The organism is Curtobacterium sp. MCPF17_002, assembly GCF_003234115.2.
Classification (GTDB): domain Bacteria; phylum Actinomycetota; class Actinomycetes; order Actinomycetales; family Microbacteriaceae; genus Curtobacterium.
Map to the genome: position 1 here is coordinate 213,270 of NZ_CP126251.1, position 16,907 is coordinate 230,176.

The 16,907-nt window shown below is 70.0% G+C and carries 15 protein-coding genes; 10 read left to right on the top strand and 5 right to left on the bottom strand.

The genetic code is table 11. The features are described from left to right. Positions 1 to 53: 53 nt before the first annotated feature. The 3 genes from DEJ28_RS01005 to DEJ28_RS01015 are packed head-to-tail and all read right to left on the bottom strand — an operon-like array spanning position 54 to position 2,979. Positions 54 to 950, bottom strand: a complete 897-nt coding sequence (locus tag DEJ28_RS01005; RefSeq protein WP_111114123.1) for an ATP-binding cassette domain-containing protein — start codon at positions 948 to 950, stop codon at positions 54 to 56. After that, positions 950 to 1,990 carry an ABC transporter permease gene (locus tag DEJ28_RS01010; protein ID WP_258367851.1) on the bottom strand — a complete coding sequence of 347 codons (1,041 nt, stop codon included), beginning with the start codon at positions 1,988 to 1,990 and terminating at the stop codon, positions 950 to 952. The genes DEJ28_RS01005 and DEJ28_RS01010 overlap by 1 nt, the downstream gene beginning before the upstream one ends. Next, positions 1,987 to 2,979, bottom strand: a complete 993-nt coding sequence (locus DEJ28_RS01015; RefSeq protein ID WP_502866939.1) for a substrate-binding domain-containing protein — start codon at positions 2,977 to 2,979, stop codon at positions 1,987 to 1,989. The genes DEJ28_RS01010 and DEJ28_RS01015 overlap by 4 nt, the downstream gene beginning before the upstream one ends. Positions 2,980 to 3,233: 254 nt before the next feature. Between DEJ28_RS01015 and DEJ28_RS01020 the strand changes: the two genes are divergently transcribed. From DEJ28_RS01020 to DEJ28_RS01065, 10 genes are all read left to right on the top strand, one after another. After that, a complete protein-coding gene (locus DEJ28_RS01020; RefSeq protein WP_111114125.1) occupies positions 3,234 to 4,712 on the top strand; it encodes a sugar porter family MFS transporter in 1,479 nt (492 codons plus the stop codon). 21 nt (positions 4,713 to 4,733) lie between these two features. Beyond that, positions 4,734 to 5,756, top strand: a complete 1,023-nt coding sequence (locus tag DEJ28_RS01025; protein WP_258367852.1) for a LacI family DNA-binding transcriptional regulator — start codon at positions 4,734 to 4,736, stop codon at positions 5,754 to 5,756. 85 nt (positions 5,757 to 5,841) lie between these two features. Then, a complete protein-coding gene (locus DEJ28_RS01030; protein WP_258367853.1) occupies positions 5,842 to 7,059 on the top strand; it encodes a Gfo/Idh/MocA family protein in 1,218 nt (405 codons plus the stop codon). Further along, complete coding sequence (locus DEJ28_RS01035) at positions 7,056 to 7,958, top strand: sugar phosphate isomerase/epimerase family protein (protein ID WP_111114127.1); 903 nt, start codon at positions 7,056 to 7,058, stop codon at positions 7,956 to 7,958. The genes DEJ28_RS01030 and DEJ28_RS01035 overlap by 4 nt, the downstream gene beginning before the upstream one ends. Then, on the top strand, positions 7,955 to 8,983 hold the full coding sequence (locus tag DEJ28_RS01040) for a Gfo/Idh/MocA family protein (protein ID WP_111114128.1): 1,029 nt from the start codon (positions 7,955 to 7,957) through the stop codon (positions 8,981 to 8,983). Before DEJ28_RS01035 ends, DEJ28_RS01040 begins: the two co-directional genes overlap by 4 nt. Before the next feature lie 86 nt (positions 8,984 to 9,069). Then, positions 9,070 to 10,080 (top strand): inositol 2-dehydrogenase, encoded by a 1,011-nt coding sequence (iolG, locus tag DEJ28_RS01045; RefSeq protein WP_111114129.1) that lies wholly within the window; start codon positions 9,070 to 9,072, stop codon positions 10,078 to 10,080. Further along, entirely contained in the window at positions 10,077 to 10,964 is an 888-nt protein-coding gene (locus DEJ28_RS01050; RefSeq protein ID WP_111114130.1) for a sugar phosphate isomerase/epimerase family protein, read from the top strand. The genes iolG and DEJ28_RS01050 overlap by 4 nt, the downstream gene beginning before the upstream one ends. Before the next feature lie 91 nt (positions 10,965 to 11,055). Continuing rightward, a complete protein-coding gene (iolB, locus tag DEJ28_RS01055; protein WP_181433579.1) occupies positions 11,056 to 11,895 on the top strand; it encodes a 5-deoxy-glucuronate isomerase in 840 nt (279 codons plus the stop codon). A gap of 23 nt (positions 11,896 to 11,918) precedes the next feature. Then, positions 11,919 to 13,835, top strand: coding sequence for a 3D-(3,5/4)-trihydroxycyclohexane-1,2-dione acylhydrolase (decyclizing) (iolD, locus tag DEJ28_RS01060; protein ID WP_111114132.1), 1,917 nt, complete (start codon positions 11,919 to 11,921; stop codon positions 13,833 to 13,835). Then, positions 13,832 to 15,319: an NAD-dependent succinate-semialdehyde dehydrogenase gene (locus DEJ28_RS01065; RefSeq protein WP_111114133.1), complete on the top strand. Its 1,488-nt coding sequence runs from the start codon at positions 13,832 to 13,834 to the stop codon at positions 15,317 to 15,319. Before iolD ends, DEJ28_RS01065 begins: the two co-directional genes overlap by 4 nt. 15 nt (positions 15,320 to 15,334) lie before the next feature. Here the strand turns inward: DEJ28_RS01065 and DEJ28_RS01070 are convergent, their stop codons facing one another. Next, the gene (locus DEJ28_RS01070; protein WP_111114134.1) at positions 15,335 to 16,105 is read right to left on the bottom strand and encodes an IclR family transcriptional regulator; all 771 of its coding nucleotides are present in this window, start codon (positions 16,103 to 16,105) and stop codon (positions 15,335 to 15,337) included. Further along, entirely contained in the window at positions 16,098 to 16,883 is a 786-nt protein-coding gene (locus DEJ28_RS01075; protein WP_111114135.1) for an IclR family transcriptional regulator, read from the bottom strand. The genes DEJ28_RS01070 and DEJ28_RS01075 overlap by 8 nt, the downstream gene beginning before the upstream one ends. Between the last annotated feature and the right edge of the window lie 24 nt (positions 16,884 to 16,907).

Here is a 16,907-nt window from a genome sequence, read left to right on the forward strand (position 1 = left end):
ACGGGCCTCCAGTCCGCCTGTCCCACGTTCTCGGGCCGTCGGCCGACGGCCCGTCAGGCGCCCGGGACGACCTCTGCTGCGCGGATCTCCTCGATCCGTTCGGACTGACCACCGACCTGCTCGAGCTCGTGCGCGAGCTCCTCGAGTTCGGCGCCGCCGGCCATCATCCCCGTGAGCTCGGGAAGGGTGATGCTGCTCTTCTCGAAGTACCCGATGCTCTTCCCCCGCCGGAGGAGCAGGAAGCGGTCGCCCACCGGGTACGCGTGGTGCGGGTTGTGGGTGATGAAGATGACCCCGAGTCCACGGTCCCGGGCACGGAGGATGTACTTCAGCACGACACCGGACTGCTTCACGCCGAGGGCGGCGGTCGGCTCGTCGAGGATGAGTGCCTTGGCACCGAAGTACACCGCGCGGGCGATCGCGACGCACTGCTTCTCACCACCCGACAGCGTCCCGATGGGCTGGTCGACGTCACGCAGGTCGATGCCCATGTCGAGGAGCTCCTGCTTGGTGATGCGCTTCATCGCGGTGACGTCGAGCATGCCCAGCTTGTTGCGGAGCTCCGAACCGAGGAAGAAGTTCCGCCAGATCGGCATCAGCGGCACGACGGCGAGGTCCTGGTAGACGGCCGCGATGCCCGCGTCGAGGGCGTCGCGCGGGGACGAGAGCTTCCGGTCCTCGCCCATGATCGAGAACGTGCCGGCATCGTGCTGGTGGAGCCCGGCGATGATCTTGATCAGGGTCGACTTGCCGGCGCCGTTGTCGCCGAGGACGCACGTGACGCGGCCGGCGTCGACGTCCATGGTGATGTCGGACAGCGCGATGACGTTGCCGTAGTGCTTCCCGACGTCGCGGAGGGCGATGAGGTGCGGTGCTCCGACGACGGTCTCGGAGGTCTCCGACACCGGTACCTCGACGACCTGTGTGGTGGGGTTCGCGATGTCCGACATCACTTCTGCTCCGCTCGCTTCTTGACGATGAGGTTGATGATCGTGGCGAGCAGCAGCATGAGTCCGAGGAAGAACTTGAACCAGTCCGGGTTCCACTGCGCGTAGACGATGCCCTTGTTCGCCATCCCGAAGATGAGGGCGCCGATCGCGCCGCCCACCGCGGAGCCGTACCCGCCGGTGAGCAGGCAGCCGCCGATCACCGCGGCGATGATGTAGAGGAACTCGTTCCCCACACCTTCGCCGGACTGCACGACGTTGAAGGCGAAGAGGTTGTGCATGCCGCCGATCCACGCGCAGAACCCGACGCCCATGAACAGGCCGATCTTCGTCTTCGTGACGGGGACCCCGACGGCGCGGGCCGCGTTCTCGTCTCCGCCCACCGCGAAGATCCAGTTGCCCACCCGGGTCCGGAGGAGGATCCAGGACGCGACGATCACGAGTGCGATCCAGATGAAGACGGTGATCTTCACGGTGATGCCGAAGACCGGGACGTCCGCGGCGAAGATCTGCTCGGCCACCGAGAACCCGTCGAGCTGGGACACGTCGAGCGTCGAGACCGAGCCGGACACCAGGCGCGTCACCGCGAGGTTGAGACCGGTGAGCATGAGGAACGTGGCGAGGGTGACGATGAACGACGGCAGCTTCGTGCGGACGAGGATCCACCCGTTGACGAACCCGACGCCGAGCGAGAAGACCAGGCCGAGGAAGACGCCCACCCAGACGTTCGTGGAGAAGTACCAGGCGAACAGGCTCGCGGTGAGGGAGGAGGAGATCACGGCCACACCGGCGGACAGGTCGAACTCGCCGCCGATCATGAGGAGTGCGACACCGACGGCCATGATCCCGATGGTCGACGAGCCGTACAGGATCGTCGAGATCGAGTCGGGCTGGACGAAGACGGGGGCGATGATCGCGAAGAACGCGAACATCGCGATCGCACCGACGACCGCACCGACCTCCGGGCGGCCGAGGAGCTTCCGGACGGGGCTTCGTGCAGCGAGTCGCTCGTCCCCGGCGGGGACGATGCTGGCGGCCGTCACCGGAGACCGTCCTCGGCGTACTGCAGGACCTTGCCGATGTTCGACTTGTCGACGATCGCGGGCCCGGTGAGCGTCGGCTTGCCGCCGCCGAGGACGAACCCGCCCTGCTTGTAGAGGACGATCGAGTCGATCGACTCGTAGCCCTGCATGAACGGCTGCTGGTCGACCGTGAACAGGACGTCGCCGGACTTGATGCTCTTCGCGAGGGTGGCGTTGAGGTCGAAGGACGCGACCTTGATGTCACTGCCTGCGGCCTTCACCGCCTTGAGGATCACCGCGGTGTACGGGGCGCCGAGTCCGACGATCACGTCGGCGCTGCTGTCCGCCTGGAGCTTCGCGGTCACGGTCGACTGCACGGCGCTGTTGTCTGTGCCGTTGACGTAGAGGGTCTCGGTGTCGGGGAGGATCTTCTTGATGCCGCCGCAGCGGGCTTCGAGTGCGACGTTGCCCTGCTCCTGGATGACGCAGACGGGCTTCGAGAGCCCCTGCGCCTTGAGCTCGTTGCCGACCGCCTCGCCGGCGACGGACTCGTCCTGACCGAAGTGCGCCAGGATCCCGAGCGCCGAGTAGGCGTCGCTGCCGGAGTTGAAGGAGACGACGGGGATGCCGGCCTTCTCGGCTGCCTGCACCGAGCTCTTCAGGGCGTCGGGCTTCGCGAGGGAGACCGCGATGCCGTCCACCTTCTGGTCCGTGTACTGCTGGACGAGCTGCGCTTGCTTCGAGCCGTCCGGGTCGGAGGCGTAGAGGAGCTTGACGCCGTCCTTCTTCGCGGCGTCCTCGGCACCCTTCCGGACGATGTCCCAGAAGGTGTCCCCGGGGGCGGCGTGCGTGACGAGGGCGATGGTGAGGCCGGAGTCCTTGCTGGTCCCGCCGGCCGAGTCGTCGTCACTCGACGCGACACGACCCCCCTGCGAGGAACAACCGGCGAGGACGAGGGCACTGGCCGCGAGTGCGGCGGTGATGCCCATGACTGCAGAGATGCGCTTCACGGAAGACTCCTTTGTCCAGTGGTTCCGCTGTGGTGCTCGGGTTGCAGGGGCCGGTCAGGTTGACGAGTATCAACATCCGCGTCAATTCTCACCTGATGGCGTGTCTGTCCGGCTGACGGTATAGCGGATCTCCGCGCACCACAAGGATGGGACCGATCTGGAACGAATTGCGTGCCCTCTGTTACACTCTGAACAGTTCGTCCGGTGTGTGAGAAGAAGCGCCAGACGTTCCCGACCATGACGAAGGAGTCTTGATGTCCGGACAGATCCCATCGCGCGAAGCCACCGAGCTCCCGCGCCTCACGAGCGGACCCCATCGCAAGCGCATCGGCCTGATCTCGGTCGTGGCCTGCCTCGGCGGTCTGCTGTTCGGGTACGACACCGGCGTCAGCAACGGCGCCGAGATCTCGATCCAGTCGCAGCTCGGACTCGACGACATCGGCCTCGGGGTGGTGATCTCGTCGCTCGTCTTCGCGGCGGCGGTCGGCGGCCTCGTCGGCGGTCCGGTGTCCGATCGCATCGGACGTCGATCGACCATCATCGCGATGGCGGTGTTCTTCTTCTGCGGCACCCTGCTGGCGGTGTTCTCCCCGAACTTCGAGGTCCTGCTCGCCGGACGCATCACCGTCGGGCTCGCGGTGGGAGCCGCGTCGATCGTCGTGCCCGTCTACCTGGCCGAGCTCGCTCCGCTCGAGATCCGCGGGATGATCACCGGTCGGAACGAGCTCGCGATCGTGAGCGGCCAGCTCGCCGCGTTCGTCGTCAACGCGGTCATCGGCATCGTGCTCGGTGACGAGGGCGGCGTCTGGCGAGTGATGTTCTTCATCTGCGCCATCCCCGCCGCCGCACTGTTCATCGGCATGCTCCGGATGCCGGAGTCGCCGCGCTGGCTGGTCGAGCACGGTCACGAGGCGCGCGCGCTCGAGATCCTCAAGACCGTCCGGAACGAGGACCGTGCCGAGGCCGAGCTCGCCGAGATCCGTCGCGTCACGTCCGAGGAGCCGAGCGAGACGCGGCTCAACGGCCTGAAGGCCCTGCTGTCGAGCCGCTGGTTGATCCGGATCGTGTTGATCGGGTGCGGTGTCGCCGTCGCGCAGCAGGTGACCGGGATCAACTCGATCATGTACTACGGCCAGCGCATCCTCATCGAGTCCGGGTTCGGTGCCAACGCTGCCCTGATCGCGAACATCGCACCGGGGATCCTCGCGGTGGTCGGTGGACTGATCGCGCTCCGGAACATGGACCGGGTCGACCGTCGGAAGACGTTCATCCTCGGCCTCTCCCTCACGACCACGTGTCACATCCTGATCGGGGTGTCGTCGGTCGTCATCCCGGACGGCAGCCCGATCCGTCCGTACGTGCTGCTCTTCCTGATCTGCGCGTTCGTGCTGTCCATGCAGTCGTGCCTCAACATCGCCGTCTGGGTCTGGCTCGCCGAGATCTTCCCGCTGAACATGCGCGGTCTCGGCACCGGCATCGCGGCGTTCGCCGGCTGGCTCATGAACGGCGTCCTCGCCCTCTACGTGCCGTCGCTCATCGAGGGTGTCGGCATCACGGGGACGTTCTTCCTCTTCGCCCTGATCGGAGCCATCGCCCTGGTGTTCATCGTGACGCAGGTCCCCGAGACCCGCGGATGGTCGCTCGAGAAGCTCGAGGAAGAGGTCACGACGGGCGCGATCTACATCGACACCATCAAGGGCAAGGCGAAGCGGGCCGGTCGCGTCGAGCGCTGACCGTGCTGCAAGATGTGGAGCATGGCTGACGACGGGTCCACCACGGCGACGCGTCGAGCGACCATGCGCGACGTCGCCGACCGCGCGGCCGTCTCCAAGTCCCTGGTCTCCCTCGCGTTCAGCTCACCGGGTTCGGTGGGTCCGGAGCGCCTCCGCCGCATCCTGGAAGCGGCGGAGGCCCTGGGCTTCCGACCGAACCGGGTCGCCCGGTCGTTGAACGGCGCACGGGACGACTTCGTCGGCATCCTGGTCGCGGACTCCCGGAACCCCGTGCTGGCCGAGGTCGTGGACGCCGCTCGGGTGTCGCTGGCCGCGGGTGGCCGACTCGGGCTGATGACCAGTGCGGTACTGCCCGACGGTTCGTCTCGCCCTCGTCTGGACCTCGACGCGGTGGCGATGCTCGGCGACCTGCAGCCCTCCGGACTCATCGTCGTGGGCTCGGTGCCGAGCATGGACCGCGTGGTCCAGGCGATGGGGGCCGCGCGCATCGTGATCGCCAGCGCGCGCCCCGGCCGGCTCGCCGGGGCCGCCACGGTCCGGGGCGACGACGAGGTGGGGATCCGGCTCGTCATCGAGCACCTCGTCGGGCTCGGGCACCAGCGGATCGGGCACGTCGGCGGCGCCGGGGGACGCGTGGCCACCGGCCGTGCGTCGGCCTTCGGCGCGGCCATGCGGGAGCGCGGACTCGACGGCAGCGTGGTCGCGGAGAGCGACTTCTCGGAAGCGGCGGGTTTCCGTGCGGCGCAGGAGCTGCTCGACCGGGACGACCCGCCGACGGCGATCACCGCCGTGAACGACCTGTCCGCGATCGGTGTGATGGCGGCCGTCCGGCAGCGGGGCCGCGCTGCCTCCGTCGCGGTCACCGGGTACGACAACACGTACCTGGCTGCCCTCGGTGCGGTCGACCTGACGTCGGTCGACCCGGACAACGCGGCCATCGGACGACGCGCCGCCGAACTCCTGCTCTCGGACCAGGACCCCGGCGAGGTGCTCATCGCGCCGACGCTGCGTGTCCGGTCCTCCTCGGTGCCGCCCAGCGGTTGACACCGACGAGATCGCGGTCGTACATTGAACCGGTCCAAGATTTTGGACCGGTTCAAAATCCTCGCCAGGAAGCAAAGGAGCACCCGTGGCAGAGAACAGCGCGCCCCGCTCGGTCGGAGTCGGGCTCATCAGTGTCGGCTGGATGGGGCGCCTGCACTCGCGCTCCTACGCCCTCCTCCCGCTCGTGTACCCGGAGCTCGGGATCCGCCCCCGCCTCGTGGTCGCCGCCGACGTCGCACCGGCCGGCCGCGACCACGCGAAGGACGTCCTCGGGTACGAGAAGGTCGTCTCGGACTACCGGGACGTGCTGAACGACCCAGAGGTCGACGTCGTGTCGATCTGCGCCCCGAACTCGCTGCACGCCGAGATCGGCATCGCGGCTGCCGAAGCCGGCAAGCCGTTCTGGATCGAGAAGCCGGTCGGCCGTGGCGCCGAGGAGACCGAGGCGGTCGCCGCCGCCGCCGATGCGGCCGGTGTCGCGACGACGATCGGCTTCAACTACCGTCACGTCCCGGCGGTCCAGCACGCACGCCAGCTCATCCTCGACGGGTCGCTCGGACGGATCACCAACGTCCGTGGCCGCTTCTTCGGCGGGTTCTCCTCGAACCCGGACGACCCGCTGACCTGGCGCTTCGTCCGCGCCACCTCGGGCAGCGGCGTCCTCGGCGACCTGATGGGTCACCTCGTCGACCTCATGCACTACGTCCTCGGGCCGATCGGCTCCATATCGGCCGCGACCGGCACGTACCTCACCGAGCGGCCGGGCCTCCCCGGCACGCCGGACGCGGGCAAGATGCTCGCGGTCGAGAACGAGGACTACGCCACCATGCTCGTCCGGTTCGGTGACTCCGCGGTGGGCGCCGGAGCGATCGGCAACCTCGAAGCATCCCGCATCGCGGTGGGGCCCCGGTCCGAGTACGCGTTCGAGGTGTTCGGCACCGAGGGCTCGCTCCGGTGGGACTTCGAACGGCTCAACGAGCTCGAGGTCGCCCTCGCCCGCACCGGGCCGCACGTCGGCTACACCCGTGCGTTCGCCGACGGCTACTTCCCCGACTACTCCCGCTTCCAGCCGAGCTCCGGCACGAGCATGGGCTACGACGACCTCAAGGTCATCGAGGCAGCGAAGTTCCTCACCGCGGCCACCGGTGGCGAGGCGACCGGCTCGAACATCCACGACGCCGTCGCCTCGGCCCGGGTGCTGAGCGCCGCCGAGGAGTCCGCCGAGTCCGGCCAGTGGGTCGACCTGCCCGTCGAAGCGGGCACCACCGCCAACACGCGCACCGCCGAGGGAGCGCACGCATGAGTCTCCGCATCGCCACCGCACCGATCTCCTGGGGAGTCAGCGAGGTCGAGGGCTGGGGGCACCAGCTGCCGCCCGAGCGCGTCCTCGCCGAGATGACGTCGCTCGGCTTCGCAGCCACGGAACTCGGTGCCCAGGGATTCCTGCCGCCCGCCCCCGAGGACAAGGCGGCCCGGCTCGCCGAGTTCGGCATGACGGCGATCGGCAGCTTCGTGCCGGTCATCGCACACCAGCCCGGCACCGACCCGCTACCCCGGATCGAACGCGAACTCGCGGACTACGCGGCCTCGGGAGCGAGCGTCCTCGTCGTCTGTGCCGACAGTGAGCAGACCGGGTACGACGCCCAGCGCGAGCCGCTCACGGACGAGCAGTGGGCGACGCTGTTCACGAACCTCGACCGGATCACCGAAGCGGCGGCGGCAGTGGGCGTCACGGCGACGCTGCACCCACACGTCGGGACGGTCGTCGAGACGAAGGAGGACGTCGACGCGGTGCTCGCCGGATCGACCATCCCGTTCTGCTTCGACACCGGACACCTGTTCCTCGGCGGGACCGACCCGGTCCGCTTCGCCGCCGAGCACACCGACCGCATCGCCTACATGCACCTCAAGGACGTGTCCCTCGACGGCATGCGCCGCGTCGCGGACGGCGAGATCAGCTACTTCGACGCGATCAAGGCAGACCTGCTCTACCGCCCGGTCGGCCAGGGCGACGTCGACATCCGCGCGATCCTGACCAGCATGGTGCGCGCCGGGTTCGACGGGTGGATCGTGCTCGAGCAGGACAAGGTCGTGCTCGAGGAGCCCGCTCCGGGTTCCGGCCCGATCGAGGACGCGCGCGCGAGCGTCGAGTTCGTCCGCGCCCTCGTGGCCGAACTCGAAGCCGCCGAGGTCGCCCGATGAGGGTCGGGGTCGCCGGCCTCGGACGCATCGGAGCCATGCACGCCCGGAACCTCGCCAGGACCGGCGGCGTCGACGAGGTCGTGCTCATCGGCCGCGACGCCGGCAGGACCGAGGCCGTCCGCACGCGTCTCGACGAGCAGCGTGCCACCGAGAGCGGTTGGGCGTCCGTGTCGAGCACCGTCGACCCGCTCGCCGACGTCCTGCCGTCGCTGGACGGCATCCTCGTGGCATCGGCGACGGACACGCACGCCGACCTGGCGCGCGTCGTCGCCGGATCGCGCACGCCGCTGCTCATCGAGAAGCCCCTCGCACTCGGCGTCGACGAGCTCACCGACCTCTCCCGCGACCTCGAGGCGACCGGGACCCCGATCATGGTGGCGTTCCACCGGCGGTACGACCCCGGCTACCAGCGCCTGCGGCAGCACGTCCTCGACGGCGACGTCGGCACGCTGCGCCTCGTCCAGGCGACCGAGAACGACCACTACGCACTGCCGGTGGACTACATCCCGCAGTCGCACGGCATGTGGCTCGACCTCCTGATCCACGACTTCGACATCATCCCGTGGGTCGTCGGCGACCCCGTCGTCGAGGTCTCCATGATCGGGTCCGTCCTCGACGAGCCGGTCTACGGCGACCACCACGACACGGACACCGCCATGGTGACCCTCCGGTTCGCCTCGGGTGCCGTCGGCAGCATCGGTGCCCTCCGTCGCAGCGACGCGGGTCAGGACGTCCGGCTCGAGGTCACCGGGACGAACGGTGCGTTCGGGGCGGGCTCCGGTCCGCGCACCCCGATCACGTCCACGGAGCCGGGTGGCAGTGCGCCCGCGGATCCGTACGACACCTTCGGCGACCGGTTCGTGCCGGCGTTCGAGGAGGAGATCGCCCACTTCGTGCGGATGATCCGCGGAGAGTCGGAGAGCCTCACCCCTCCGGCTGCCGGACTCGTCGCCACGGCGCTCGCCGAGGCGGCTGCCGAGTCGTTCCACACCGGACGCCCCGTCCGGCCACGCACGACCGCGTAGACGAACACAGCCCGCGTCGACCGCGGGGACGAACACAGCCCGCGTCGACCACGCGAGCAACCACAACCCACCACCTGGAGATTGCAATGACGCAACAGATCCGGATCGGCCTCTTCGGCACCGGGCGCATCGGACAGGTCCACGCCATGAGCGTGGCCGCCATCGACGGCGCGGAACTCTCGTGGGTCTGCGACCCGTTCGTCGAGGGTGCCGAGCGAACGGCAGCCGAGTACGGCGGCACGGTCAGCACGGACCCGACCGAGGTCTTCGCCTCCGGTGCGGTCGACGCGGTGATCATCGCTGCGCCGACGGCCACCCACGTCGACCTCATCGACGCCGCGATCGACGCCGGCGTCCCCGTGCTCTGCGAGAAGCCGATCGACCTCGACCTGGCCCGGGTCGACCGGCTCCGCGCGAAGGCCGCGGCCGCGACGGTGCCCATCGTGCTCGGCTTCAACCGGCGGTTCGACCGGCACTTCACCGAACTGCACCGTCGGGTGGCGGCGGGGGAGATCGGCACGCTCGAGCAGGTGCTCATCACCAGCCGCGACCCCGCCGAGCCGCCGGCGGCGTACCTCGCGTCGTCCGGGGGCATCTTCCGCGACATGACCATCCACGACCTCGACATGGCGCGCTTCTTCGTGCCGGACATCGTCGAGGTCACCGCGCGGGGTGCGAACGCGTTCAGTGCGACCGCCCGTGAGCTCGGCGACTTCGACTCCGCGGTCGTCACGCTGCGCGGAGCGAACGACGAACTCGTCAGCATCACGAACTCACGGCACGCGGCGTACGGGTACGACCAGCGGTTCGAGGTCTTCGGCTCCGAGGGTCTGCTGCAGGTGGGCAACCAGACCGACACCCTCGTCCGCCACTGGGGCGCCGATGCCGTCGAGTCGCTCGAGCCGTACCAGAACTTCTTCCTGCAGCGCTACGCCGAGGCCTACCGGCTCGAGGTCGTCGAGTTCCTCAAGGCGGTCCGGGGCGAGCCGTCGCGCAGCCCCGGGTTCGAGGACGGCCGCGCCGCGCTGGTGCTCGCCGACGCCGCCGACCGCTCGGCCCGCACGGGCGAGTCCGTCGCGGTGGACCTGTCGCGATGAGCTCGATCAGCCGGGACCTCGTCGCCACGTGCTGGACGACGGCGGGAACGGCGCAACCCGACGGGCCGTCCGAGCGGAGCTCGTTCTCGGCGCGTGAGCGGATCAGTGCCGCTGCCGGCGCGGGCTTCGTCGGCCTCGGGTTCGTCGTCGACGACCTCGAGGTGGTGCGCGACACCATCGGTCTCGACGCGCTCCGCACCCACGCGGACCGCGTGGGCATCCGCCACCTCGAGGTCGAGCTGGTCAAGGACTGGTGGCGCGATCCGCAGGCTGCTCCGTGGCGTGGCCGTTGGGACCTGCTCCGCGAGGCCGCCCGGGCGTTCGATGCCCCGATGGTGAAGATCGCGCCGCCACCGGCACCGACGGTCGCATCGATCGAACCCTACGTCGAGCCGTTCCGTCGGCTCGCCGACGAGGCCGCGGCGATCGGCACGCGACTCGCGCTCGAGCCGCTGCCGTTCGCGGGGATCTCCTCGTTGCCGCAGGGGTCGGAACTCGTCCGTGCGGTCGATCACCCGCATGCCGGCCTGGTCGTCGACTCCTGGCACGTCTTCCGCGCCGGGACCTCGCTCGACGAGCTCCGCCGCACGCTCGACCCGTCGACCGTGGTCGGGGTCGAGGTGAACGACGCCGACGCGCTGCCGCAGGCCGACCGGACCCTCTTCGAGGACACGCGGGACAACCGGCGCTACCCCGGCGAGGGGGCGCAGGACGTCGTCGGGTTCCTCCGCACCATGGCGGAGATCGGCTGGTCGGGGCCGTGGGGCGTGGAGATGCTGTCGATCGAGCACCGCGCCAAGTCGCTCGCCGATGCCCTGGACGCAGCACGCGACACGACGCTCCGGTGCATCCGACTCGCCGAGGCGGGCCTCCAACCGGTTTGAGCGCTTTCTCACAGCGGACATCTCGTCCAGCAAGCGAGAAAAGCGGTATGCTCAACCAATCCGAACGCAACGACGCAGAGAGGATCACAACATGGTCGACCCGCAGGTGCTCAAGCACGGCGCATGGGACGTCATCACCCCGGAGATCGCCGGGTGGCAGTTCGTCACCTTCCAGGTGAAGACCTTCGGCGACGGCGAGACGGTCGAGCTGCCGGCCGACGGCAACGAGCGGGCGTTCGTGAACCTGCACGGTGACCTCGTCCTGACCGTCGGTGGCGCCGAGCACCGGATCGGTGGCCGGGACACCGTCTTCGACGGGCTCGGGCACACGCTGTACGTCCCGCGCGACACCGCGGTGACGATCACCGCGACACCGGGTGCCGAGCTCGCCATCGCGACGGCACCGGCGACGGAGCAGCACGAGGTCGTCCTCGTCACGCCCGACGACGTCGGGTCCGCGACGCGCGGTGGCGGGAACGCGACGCGGCAGGTCTCGACGCCGATGTCGCCCGACTTCCCCGCCGACCGCCTCCACATCGTCGAGGTGTGGACGCCCGGCGGGAACTGGTCCAGCTTCCCGCCGCACAAGCACGAGCACGACGTCGACGGCGAGTCGCAGCTCGAAGAGGTCTACTACTACCGCCTCCGCGATCCGGAGAACGGGTGGGCGCTGCAGCGGGTGTACAGCCCCGAGCGCGACTTCGACCTCGACGTCCCGGTCCGTGACGGCGACATCTGCCTGATCCCGTGGGGGTACCACACCACCGTCGCGGCCCACGACCAGGACCTCTACTACCTCAACGTCCTCGCCGGGCCCGCGTCGAAGCGCACCCTGCAGGCAGCCGAGGACCCGGCGCTCGCACCCGCTCGTGCCAAGTGGGACGACCTCGGCGCCGACCCTCGAGTCCCGTTCGTCCCCGTCCGCCCCTGACCCACCACAGAAGGAAGTTCGCAATGGCGCAACACCCTCAGCCGACCCGCCGCCTCACGGTGGGCCAGGCGATCGTCGAGTTCATGCAGGCCCAGCACGTCGAGCGCGACGGGACCACGGTCCCGTTCTTCGGCGGCGCGTTCGGCATCTTCGGCCACGGCAACGTCGCCGGCCTCGGTCAGGCCCTGCTGCAGTACCAGGACGAGTTCCCGTACTACCAGGGCCGCAACGAGCAGGGCATGGTCCACATCGCCACCGGGTACGCGAAGATGCGGAACCGTCTCGGGGCGCTCGCCGTCTCGACGTCGATCGGCCCGGGGGCGACCAACATGGTGACCGGCGCCGGGACGGCCACGGTCAACCACATCCCGGTCCTGCTCTTCCCGTCGGACGCCTTCGCCACCCGGTCCACCGGTGCGGTCCTGCAGCAGCAGGAGCACCCGTACGCCACGGACGTCACCGCGAACGACTCGTTCCGTGCGGTCTCGCGGTACTTCGACCGGGTCAGTCGTCCGGAACAGCTCGCCTCGGCACTCCTCGAGGCGATGCGCGTCCTCACGAGCCCGGCCGACACCGGAGCCGTGACCATCGCCGTCCCGCAGGACGTGCAGGCCGAGGCCTTCGACTTCCCCGAGGCGCTGTTCTCGGACCGGACCTGGCACATCGCTCGCAACCGGCCCGACCGTGCGGCCATCCAGCGCGCCGCCGAGCTCATCCGCTCCGCGCGCACCGCGGTGGTCATCGCGGGCGGTGGCGTCGTCTACTCCGACGCGACGGACGAGCTCGTCCGCTTCGCCGAGGCCACGGGCATCGGCGTCGGCGTGACGCAGGCGGGCAAGGCGGGCATGCCCTGGGAACACCCGCTCGCACTCGGTGCACTCGGGTCGTCCGGCTCCGCGTACGCCAACGCCATCGCGAACGACGCCGACGTGGTCATCGGCATCGGCACCCGCTACACCGACTTCACGACGGCGTCGAACACCATGTTCAAGAACCCGGACGTCGCGTTCGTGAACATCAACGTCGCGGAGATCGACGCCTTCAAGGAGTCCGGGGTCCCGCTCGTCGGCGATGCCCGCGAGACACTCGCCGAGCTCCGCGCTGCCCTCGACGGGTTCGCGCTGCCGGATGACGTCGTCGCGTCGAACGAGCGTGCCGCCGCCGACTGGCGCGCCGAGGTCGACCGCATCATCGAGGTGCAGGACAGCCCGACGCTGTCCCAGGCCGAGATGCTCGGACTCCTCAACGCCTCTGCCGAGGCCGACGACGTCGTCGTCAACGCCGCCGGCTCGATGCCGGGAGACCTCCACCGCCTGTGGCGTCCCGGCAGCCCGAAGGGCTACGACATCGAGTACGGCAACTCGTGCATGGGCTACGAGATCGCGGGCGGGGTCGGGGCGCAGCTCGCTGCGCCGGAGCGGCGCGTCCACGTGCTCGTCGGTGACGGGTCGTACCTGATGATGTCGCAGGAGATCATGACGGCGGTGCAGGAGCACCTCCGCATGACGATCGTGATCGTGGACAACTTCGGGTACGGGTCGATCGCGGCGCTGTCCGAGACGCTGGGCTCGCAGACCTTCGGGACGCGGTTCAACGAGCGCGGCGAGGCGCTCCGTCACGACGGCCGCCGCCTCGAGGTCGACTTCGTCGCGAACGCGGCGAGCTACGGCGCCGAGGTGTTCTCCGCGGACACCGCCGGCACGTTCCGGTCGGCCCTGGACCAGGCCCGCGCGTACGACGGCACGAGCGTCGTCTACGTGCGGGTGGACGCGCAGGGGCGCTTCGGTGGCTCCGGCGCCTGGTGGGACGTGCCGGTCGCCGAGGTCTCGACCCTCGACAGCACGAAGGACGCCCGCGCCGCCTACGACGAGCACAAGCAGGAGCAGCGTCTCTACCTGGCGCAGTCCGCGCCCCGCGTCCGAGAACTGGAGCACTCATGACCGACGTGACCGACGTCCGCGACGCGGCGACCGACCGGGCGGGCCTCACCGACGGGGTCCCCACGGGCCTCCTGATCGGCGGGGTGGAACGTGCGGCGTCCAACGGCGCGACCTTCGACGTCCACGACCCCGTCGACGGCAGCGTCCTCGCGACCGTCGCGAGCGGAACGCGCAACGACGCACAGGCGGCGGTGGACGCAGCCGCGGACGCCGCCACCGGATGGGCGTCGACCCCGCCCCGCAAGCGGTCGGAGATCCTGTCGCGTGCGTACGACCTGATGGTCGAGCGCGCCGACTGGTTCGCCCGGCTCATCACGGCGGAGAACGGCAAGGTCGTCGCCGACGCTCGCGGCGAGGTGCTCTACGCCGCCGAGTTCCTCCGCTGGTACGCCGAGGAGGCGGTCCGGATCCCCGGGACGCTGCAGACGGCGCCGGGCGGTGCGAACAAGATCCTGGTCGAGCACCGGCCGATCGGCATCGCCGTCCTCGTCACCCCGTGGAACTTCCCCGCGGCGATGGCGACCCGGAAGATCGGACCGGCGCTCGCCGCGGGGTGCACCGCGGTCCTCAAGCCCGCGAGCGACACTCCGCTCACCGCCCTCGCAATCGGGAAGCTGTTCGAGGAGGCGGGTCTGCCCGCCGGCGTCCTCAACGTGTTGCCGAGCCGTTCCTCCGGCACCGTCGTCGAGCAGATGGTGCGGGACCCGCGTGTGCGGAAGCTCTCGTTCACCGGATCGACCGAGGTGGGTGTGACGCTCATGAAGCTCGCCGCGGAGTCCGTCGTGAACACGTCCATGGAGCTCGGCGGCAACGCCCCGTTCGTGGTCTTCGACGACGCCGACCTCGACACCGCCATCGCCGGCGCGATGATCGCCAAGATGCGGAACGGAGGCGAGGCGTGCACCGCCGCGAACCGCTTCTACGTGCAGGAGGGCATCGCGGCGGAGTTCTCGCGCCGCCTCGCCGAGGCGATGGGGGCGCTCCGGACCGGTGACGGGCTCGACCCGGACGTCCAGCTCGGCCCGATGGTCAACGAGCGGGCCCGGGACGACATCGCGGCGCTCGTCGACGGCGCGAGGGCTGAGGGTGCCACGGTCCTGACCGGGGGTGCGACGCCGGACCGTCCGGGGTGGTTCTACCCGGCGACGGTGCTCGGTGACGTCCCGGAGCACGCCCGGATCCTCCGGGAGGAGATCTTCGGTCCGGTGGCGCCGATCGTGACGTTCCGGACGGACGACGACGCCGTCCGTCTTGCGAACGGCACCCCGTACGGGCTCGTGTCGTACGTCTACACGCGGGACATCGGACGAGGGCTCCGGATCAGCGAGCGGATCGATTCGGGCATGGTCGGGCTCAACCGCGGGCTCGTGTCCGACCCGGCGGCACCGTTCGGCGGCATGAAGGAGTCCGGGATCGGCCGTGAAGGCGGTGCCGAGGGACTCCTCGAGTACATGGAGTCGCAGTACATCGCGGTGACCTGGTAGCGCGGGACGGGGCCGCTAGGTGAGCGGGGTCGCCAGTTCGCTGGTGGCCCCGCTCGTCAGTTCCGCCACGGCGGCGCGTGCGGCATCGGTGAACTCCCGCCGGCGCTCGCGGATGTCGACCGACCGTCCCGCCACGGACAGGCACCCGAGCAGTGTCCCGTCGGTGCCGAGCACGGGGAACGCGAGGGCTCCGATGCCGATCGTGGCGTCGTCGAGCGAGAGGGTGTGTCCCTGCTCGCGTGTCCGCTCGACGTCGGCCCGCAGTGCGTCGGCCTCGACGATCGTCTCGGTCGTGAGCGGCCGACGATCCGGCCCGTTCGCGAGGTAGTCGTCGACGTCCCGGGCGAACGCGAGCACGAGGCGACCGGCTCCGCCGGCGTACAGCGGCAGCGAGCGACCCGGTGCCAGCGTCAGGACCCCGATCCCGCGTCCTGGCGCCCAGTCGATGCAGACCGCCTCGTCGCCGCGCGGCACGGTGAGGAAGGCCGTCTGCTCGGTGCGCTCGGCGAGGTCGTCGAGGACCCGGCGTGCCGACGACCACTCGGTCATGGCATCGCGGGCCGCATCGGCGAGGTGCAGCCACTTCACGCTCAGGCGCGCGCGGTTCTCGTCCGTGGTGGTCGCCATGCCGACCGCCTTCAACCCGTCGATGAACCGGTAGACGCTCGGCCGGGGGAGCCCCGTCGCCTCGGCGAGCTCCGCCGGGGACAGGTCGCCGCGTTCGGCCAGCGCCTCGACGACGGCCATCGAGTTCGCGAGCACCCGCATCGGCTTGCGGTCAGCCACGTCCTGCTCCTTCGAACCCCAGGTCGGCGCTGATGTCCGCTGCGGTCGCCACGACGAGGGCGGCGAGCTCGTCCTCGCGCCCGACGAGTCGTTCCCGGAGCCCGCTGATCGAGACCGCCGCGACGAGCTCGCCCCGGTGGTTGAACACCGGGCTGCCGAAGGCCGCGATGCCGATCGTCACGTCCTGGTCGGAACGTGCGTACCCGCGGTCCCGCGTCGCGCGCAGTTCGGCGTCCAGGTCTGCCGCGGGCGGCACCGGGTACTGCTGATCGCCGCCGGCGAGGAGTTCGTCGACCACGGCGCGCCGTTCCCCCGTCGGCAGGGACGCGAGGAGTGCCCGTGGCGCGCCACCCACGTGCAGCGGGAGCGAGTCGCCCACCTGCATGGCGACGGACCGGACGTCGTGTCCCTCGATGCGTTCGACGCAGACGGCACGGGTGCCGCGGCGGTAGCAGAGGAGTGCCGCCACGCCGGCCGTGGAGCGGAGCGCGCGCATGCGCGGGAGCGCCAGCCCGCGCACGTCGAGCGAGTCCTCGAGGACGCCGCCGATCTGCATGCACGCCAGTCCGAGGCGGTAGGTGCCGCGTGCCGGGGCGGGGTCGACCCAGCCCATCGCGATGAGGCTCTGCAGGAGGCGGTACGTCGAGCTCGTCGGCTCCTCGACCGCATCGGCGATCGCGCTCACGGTCAAGACCTTCGTCTCCGTGAGCGCGTCGATGATCGCACCCGCCTTGCTGAGGATCTCGATCCCGCCGTCGTCGGCGGCCTCGTCTGCCATGGAGCCATCCTTCCATGTCGGCAG

Bases quoted from the DNA above. Each gene is read 5' to 3' on its own strand.
- DEJ28_RS01005 (WP_111114123.1), bottom strand. From the start codon at position 950: ATGTCGGACATCGCGAACCCCACCACACAGGTCGTCGAGGTACCGGTG.
- DEJ28_RS01020 (WP_111114125.1), top strand. From the start codon at position 3,234: ATGTCCGGACAGATCCCATCGCGCGAAGCCACCGAGCTCCCGCGCCTC.
- DEJ28_RS01025 (WP_258367852.1), top strand. From the start codon at position 4,734: ATGGCTGACGACGGGTCCACCACGGCGACGCGTCGAGCGACCATGCGC.
- DEJ28_RS01035 (WP_111114127.1), top strand. From the start codon at position 7,056: ATGAGTCTCCGCATCGCCACCGCACCGATCTCCTGGGGAGTCAGCGAG.
- DEJ28_RS01040 (WP_111114128.1), top strand. From the start codon at position 7,955: ATGAGGGTCGGGGTCGCCGGCCTCGGACGCATCGGAGCCATGCACGCC.
- iolG (WP_111114129.1), top strand. From the start codon at position 9,070: ATGACGCAACAGATCCGGATCGGCCTCTTCGGCACCGGGCGCATCGGA.
- DEJ28_RS01050 (WP_111114130.1), top strand. From the start codon at position 10,077: ATGAGCTCGATCAGCCGGGACCTCGTCGCCACGTGCTGGACGACGGCG.
- iolB (WP_181433579.1), top strand. From the start codon at position 11,056: ATGGTCGACCCGCAGGTGCTCAAGCACGGCGCATGGGACGTCATCACC.
- iolD (WP_111114132.1), top strand. From the start codon at position 11,919: ATGGCGCAACACCCTCAGCCGACCCGCCGCCTCACGGTGGGCCAGGCG.
- DEJ28_RS01065 (WP_111114133.1), top strand. From the start codon at position 13,832: ATGACCGACGTGACCGACGTCCGCGACGCGGCGACCGACCGGGCGGGC.
- DEJ28_RS01075 (WP_111114135.1), bottom strand. From the start codon at position 16,883: ATGGCAGACGAGGCCGCCGACGACGGCGGGATCGAGATCCTCAGCAAG.